6 protein-coding genes are annotated in these 5,557 nt (G+C 71.1%); 1 reads left to right on the forward strand and 5 read right to left on the reverse strand.

All coding sequences use genetic code 11. The annotated features are described in order from the left end of the window. Window positions 1-83: 83 nt before the first annotated feature. From ACFWY9_RS42590 to ACFWY9_RS42610, 5 genes are all read right to left on the reverse strand, one after another. A complete protein-coding gene (locus ACFWY9_RS42590; RefSeq protein WP_378324175.1) occupies window positions 84-746 on the reverse strand; it encodes a hypothetical protein in 663 nt (220 codons plus the stop codon). A gap of 34 nt (window positions 747-780) precedes the next feature. Further along, window positions 781-1,803, reverse strand: coding sequence for an aminotransferase class V-fold PLP-dependent enzyme (locus tag ACFWY9_RS42595; protein ID WP_378341560.1), 1,023 nt, complete (start codon window positions 1,801-1,803; stop codon window positions 781-783). Window positions 1,804-1,844: 41 nt separating this feature from the next. Continuing rightward, on the reverse strand, window positions 1,845-2,624 hold the full coding sequence (locus ACFWY9_RS42600; RefSeq protein WP_378341561.1) for an isocitrate lyase/phosphoenolpyruvate mutase family protein: 780 nt from the start codon (window positions 2,622-2,624) through the stop codon (window positions 1,845-1,847). Between the two features lie 9 nt (window positions 2,625-2,633). Continuing rightward, window positions 2,634-4,121: a PH domain-containing protein gene (locus ACFWY9_RS42605; RefSeq protein WP_378341574.1), complete on the reverse strand. Its 1,488-nt coding sequence runs from the start codon at window positions 4,119-4,121 to the stop codon at window positions 2,634-2,636. Between the two features lie 77 nt (window positions 4,122-4,198). Further along, window positions 4,199-4,711: a PH domain-containing protein gene (locus tag ACFWY9_RS42610; protein ID WP_378341562.1), complete on the reverse strand. Its 513-nt coding sequence runs from the start codon at window positions 4,709-4,711 to the stop codon at window positions 4,199-4,201. 117 nt (window positions 4,712-4,828) lie between these two features. On the opposite strand from ACFWY9_RS42610, the gene ACFWY9_RS42615 reads away from it, so the two are divergent. After that, window positions 4,829-5,431, forward strand: a complete 603-nt coding sequence (locus ACFWY9_RS42615; protein WP_378324170.1) for a TetR/AcrR family transcriptional regulator — start codon at window positions 4,829-4,831, stop codon at window positions 5,429-5,431. Window positions 5,432-5,557: the final 126 nt, after the last annotated feature.

A 5,557-nucleotide genomic window follows, 5' to 3' on the forward strand; every position in this document is an offset into this window, starting at 1 on the left:
GGTTAAGGCCACCATGCGGGCGTCAGACGCCCGCAAGGTGGCCTTAACGGCACTCGGGCCCAGGGAGGCGGCGAGGTCGGGCGCTACTGGCGGAGTTGGGTGGAGAGGCGGACGGCGTCGTTCGCGATGCGCTTGAGCAGCGGGGCGTCCTTGTGCCCCGCGAAGAAGTCGGTGAGCACGATGGTCACGTCGGTGCCATCGGCCTTCGACGCGTACGCCGCCTTCTCCGCGCTCACCCGGGGCGCGCCCGGCGCCTTGTACGTGCCGTCCTTCACCAGATCGGTGACGTTCCCGGTGCCGTCGTTCTCGGTCAGCGTCTTGAGCTGGGCAGCCGAGGCGGCGTCCGGCATGGTCACCAGCACGACCGACACGAGCGCCTTCGCCCCGCCGCTTTCGGTGGTGTACAACGCGCGGGACAGCGACACACACGGCGTCTGCTGGAAGAGCTTCTGCGTCGTGCCGTAGGACTTCGCCGCGCAGTCACCCGACTTGAGCGGGCCGTTGACGAGGCCGAAGGTGAACTCGCCGGTGTTCGCGGGCGGCTGGGCGACCTGCTCCGGGGCACTCTTGTGCCGGATCAGGAACCAGATCAGCCCGGACACGATCGCGATCGCGACCAGCCCGGCTCCCTTGAGCAGCAACGCGCGCCTGTCCCGCGCGGGAGCGGGCGACGGCCCCGGACGGGCGCCGACTGCGCCCAGCGGGGCGGTGTCCGAAGGTCCGGGGGTAAAGGGTGCACCAACCACGGGCACATACGGTAGTTCACCGCCCCTGCCGGGTTCACTCGAAGGCGCGAAGTACGCGTTCGACGTCGTCAGCGGTGTTGTAGAGGTGGAAGCCGACCCGGACCTTGCCGTCCCGCACGCCGGACACGACTCCCGCCGCGGCCATCCGCCCGGCGTCGGCGGCCAGCGACACGATCGCGGTGTCCCGCGCGGGCAGGCCGAGCGCGCCCAGCAGCGAGTTCGCCAGGCCGACGTTGTGCGCGCGGACCTCGGCGAGGTCGAGCGAGCCGAGGTAGTCCAGTGCCACGGCGGCGCCGACATGGGCCAGCCACACCGGGGAGAGGTCGAACCCGCGCGCGTCCCCGGCCAGGCGCAGCGGCAGGCCGTAGATGCTGTTCCACCGGTCGTCGCCGCCCGCGTACCAGTTCGCCGCGGCGGGGCGGGTCCGTTCGTGTGCCCGCGGGTGCACCGCCATCCACGCCGAGCCACGCGGCGAGAGCAGCCACTTGTACCCGGCGGCGATCACCCAGTCGGCCCACGCGACGTCGAGCGGGAGCCAGCCGGCGGCCTGGGTGGCGTCGAGCAGCACGGCGGCGCCGGTGGCCTCGGCGGCGGCACGCAGGGCGGCGAGGTCGGCGATGCTCCCGTCGGCCGACTGGACGACGCTCACCGCGACGAGGTCGTGTCCCTCGACCCGGCTCGCCAGCTGGTCCGGCGGGACCTCGGTCACGGTGATCCCGCGGTCGGCGTGCGCGGCGAACGGGAAGGTGACGCTGGTGAAATCGCCCGCGGCGACCAGCACCCGCGCGTCGTCCTTCAGCCCGGCGGCGACATTCGCGATCAGCTGGGACACCGACGCGCCGATCGCGACCCGGTCCGCCGGGACGCCGGCCAATCGCGCGAAACCCGCGCGGGAGCTGTCGACGATCGCGTCGAAGTCGTACGGCCGGGCCTCACCGCGACGCCATTTCTCGACGCTTTCGGCGACGGCGTCGGCGGCAGCGGCGGGCGGGACACCGATGCTGGGTGTGTTGAGATATCCGGGCGGGGCGGCGAATTCGGCTCCGAAGGCGTGCATGGCCCCGACCCTAGACAGCCACCCCGCCCGGATTCACCCCCTTATCCCACCAGCGCGGCGATCTCGTCGAAGGTCAGCGGCTTCGCGGGAAGCTCGCCGCCGTCCCGGACCGCACACACGGTTTCGAGCGCCGAGACCAACGCCACCCGGTACGGCAGCGAGCCGACACTCACGCGTGCGACGCCCAGATCTGCCAGCCCGGCGAGCGTGGCCGCCCCCGGGATGAACAGCAGGTTCACCGGGACCCCGGCCGCGGAAACCACCCGCTCGACGTCCTCGGGCGCGACGAGCCCGGGGACGAACACGCCGTCCGCGCCCGCACCCGCGTAGGCCCGTACGCGCTCCGCCGCGGTGTCCGCCGAGTGGTCGCCGCCGAGGTGGGTGTCGGTGCGCGCGTTGAGGAACAGGTCCGGCACGCGGTCCTTGACCGCACGGATCAGCGCGCACTGAGCGTCGATGTCGGCCAGCCGCCCGTCCGTCACCCGCCAGTCTTCGAGGTTCACGCCCGCGACGCCGATTCCGGCGAGTTCCTCGACGAGGTCGGCCACCTCCCCGGGATCGGCGCTGAACCCCTCCCCGATGTCGACCGTGAGCAGGACGTCCAGCCTCGCGAGGGTCCGTGCGAGGACGACCGTGGCCGCACGGCCCGAGGGCACGCTGTCCGGCTCCCCCGCCGCAGCCGCCACCCCGAGACTCGTCGTGGCGATGGCCGGGAACCCTTGCTGGGCAAGGAGAGCGCCGAAGCCGAAGTCCCAGGTGTTCGGCAGCAGCAGCGGGGTGCCGGGAACATGCAGGTCGCGGAACGCGGTGAAGTCGGTCATGCCCCGAACCTAGAACCTGGACCGTTCGGCGGCGGCCGAACCTTCGGGCGTCTTCCCGGGCAGTTCGAGGAACGGCGTCAGGATGCCGGGAGTGGCGGTGTCCGCGAACTCCAGTGCTTCGTCCGTGGCGGCGTCGAAGACCGAGTACGCGCCGGAGCCCGCCGCCGTCGTCGCGGTCAGCGTCACCAATCCCTTGCGCCGCTGGAAAACGGACTGCTTCACGACGAGGCCGATCACCCCGTCCCGTTCCAGTGCGACGGTGCTGCGCCGGACGGCACCGCTGCGCGCGACCAGATAGCGGCCGGTGATCCCGTGCCCCAGGTTGCGATAGGCCTCGAACGCGAGCAGCACCGCCACCGGGAACGCGACCACGGCCAGCGCCACGCCGATGATCAGCAGGACGTCGGTGAGCAGCAGGCCGAGCACCACGAGCACGAGTACCGGCAGCGCGGCCCCGATCAGCGCCCACCGCAGCCGCCGTCCCCTGGCCGCCACCGGATGCGACCGCAGTCGCACGGTTTCGGTCGGCGACACCGGTTCCCGCAGCACCAGCGCGGCGACGCGGTGGGCCTCCGCGCGCGGCGCCGCGGGCAGCAGTGTGTGGTAGTCGGTCTTGTCGTCGTCGTTCTTCTGCCGCATGCCCGTCGCGACGGCGTCCACCCGCGCGGCCCCGACGAGCCGGTTGCCGAGCGGCTCGACCAGGTCGATCCCGCGCAGCCGCCGCTCCTCGACGGTGATCGACCGCGTGGTCAGCAATCCGCGTCGCACTCGCAGCGTGCCGCCCGGTTCACGCTCCAGCCGGTAGTTCCACCACATCTCGACGAACAGCGCGAGCGCGCCCACGACGCCGACCACCAGCGCGGCCGCGAGCAGGACCAGGATCGTGACCACCAGCGGGAATTCGCGGAACCGCTCGAAAACCCACGCGATGAAGCCCTTCTGCGCGCCGAACCAGTCGGCGACCTTGAACAGCGCGCCGAACGCGGCGAGCCCCAGCGTGGGCGCGAGGAACGACATCGGCGCGTACCGCAGCCACTGCCAGTCGAGCTGTGCGAGGACGTTGTCGTCGGCCACCGCTGCCGGTTTGCTTTCCGTGCGGTGCAACAGTTCCGTGCGCAGGCTTTCGGCGTCGGCGCGGGCGAGCGGGTCGAGCTTGATCCGGCCGTGGCCGGACTTCTCGTGCTGCCCGGTGCCGATGGTGAGCACCGCGACGCCGAGCAGCCGGTGCAGCGGGTTCGCGGTGAGATCGACACTGCGGATCCGTTCGCGCGGCAGGGATTTCCGCGAGTGGATCACCAGGCTGAACACCACTTCGAGGCGTTCGGGCGTACACCGGTAACGGGTCCCGCGCCAGCGCAGGTAGTCGCCGAAGACGATCGCGCCGACGAACACGATCGCCGCGGGCACCACGAACAGCAGCGCCAGCCACCACCGCGTGCCGCCGCCGATGACACCGATGATGGTCGGGATCGCCGCGCCGAGGGCGACTCCCGCCATGGTCAGGGCGCTGACGCCGAGCGTGCGCCGGTCGAGACGGTGCCAATCGGCGAACTCCTGGCTGTCGAACCGCGCGGTCACGTGGCATCACCCGGCGTCGCCTGGGTGAGCTCGGTGAGCTGCTCGGCCACCCGCGCGGCGACCTCGGCGTCGAGACCGCGGATCTTGATCGCGCCGCGTGCCGAGGCAGTGGTGACGGTGAGCGTGGCGAGACCGAACAGCTGCTCCAGCGGCCCGCGCAGCGTGTCGACGGTCTGGATGCGGGACAGCGGCGCGACCCGCCACTCCTGCCAGACGAACCCGGACCGGGTGTAGACGGCCGTTTCGGTGTTCTCCCACCGGTGCACCCGGTACCACCACAGCGGCAGCGCGATCACCCAGGCCGCCCCGAGCACCGCCAGCACGACACCGGGGACCAGCAGCGGCACCCTGGCGTCCGGGAGCAGAAGGCCCAGTACCACCAGCGCCACCACCGGGATCCCGAAGACCAGCGCGCTCTGGGCACGCCACCAGGCGATGGCCCGCCAGTCCAAGGCGTGCCGCGGTGGCCGCAGCGCGACCCGCTTTTCAAGAGCAGAGTTTGTGTTCACCATTCCCCCCGAAGAGCTGGTTACAATGCGATCGCATCGTAACGGACAGCGGGAAAGCTTCGCAATGCGGTCGCATGGTGAAGCCGGACGGTAACTTTCAAGAGGGCAGGACACACCGTGCCGAAACAGGTGGACCACGACGAGCGGCGGTCGCAGATCGCCGAAGCCTTGCAGCGGCTGACCACCCGGCGCGGGCTCGAGGGCGTGAGCCTGCGTCAGGTCGCGGCCGAGGCCGGGATGTCGATGGGCCTGGTGCAGCACTACTTCAAGAACAAGGACGAGATGCTGTTGTACGCCCTCGAACACCGGGCGAAGCTGCGCGAGGCCCGCATCGCCGAGAAGGTCACCGCCACCGGCGACCCGAGCCCGCGGACCATCCTGCGGACCTGCCTGCTCGAAATGCTCCCGCACGACGAGCGGACCGAGGGCGACTACCTGATCGGGATCGCCTACTTCGTGCGCGCGCTGGCCGACCCCGCGATGGCCGCGGTGTTCAGCGAGGGAGTGCCCGACGTGTTCCGCTTCTTCGCCGACATGATCCGCCAGGGCCAGGCCGCGGGCGACGTCGCACCGTCGATCGATCCCGACCAGGAAGCCGCGATCCTGTGGGCACTGGCGGACTCGCAGGGCTCCAACATCCTCCTCGGCCATCGGACCGCGGCCGAAGCGGTGTCCACAGTGGACTACCACCTCGACCGCGTCTTCACCCCGCCGGGCTAACTTCGCGAGTCCCGCATTCGCGCGCCCGAGTTCAACACTCGCGTGCCGAACCGAACGTCCGCGTACGCCGACTATTCGCGATGTCGCGAACGCTCCGTTGCCGACGATGAGCGTCCCGAACGGAGC

It is taken from the genome of Amycolatopsis sp. NPDC059027 (assembly GCF_042739735.1).
GTDB lineage: Bacteria > Actinomycetota > Actinomycetes > Mycobacteriales > Pseudonocardiaceae > Amycolatopsis.

Coding starts and splice junctions, on each gene's coding strand:
- ACFWY9_RS42595 (WP_378341560.1), bottom strand. CDS start 1,803: ATGCACGCCTTCGGAGCCGAATTCGCCGCCCCGCCCGGATATCTCAAC.
- ACFWY9_RS42600 (WP_378341561.1), bottom strand. CDS start 2,624: ATGACCGACTTCACCGCGTTCCGCGACCTGCATGTTCCCGGCACCCCG.
- ACFWY9_RS42605 (WP_378341574.1), bottom strand. CDS start 4,121: ATGGCGGGAGTCGCCCTCGGCGCGGCGATCCCGACCATCATCGGTGTC.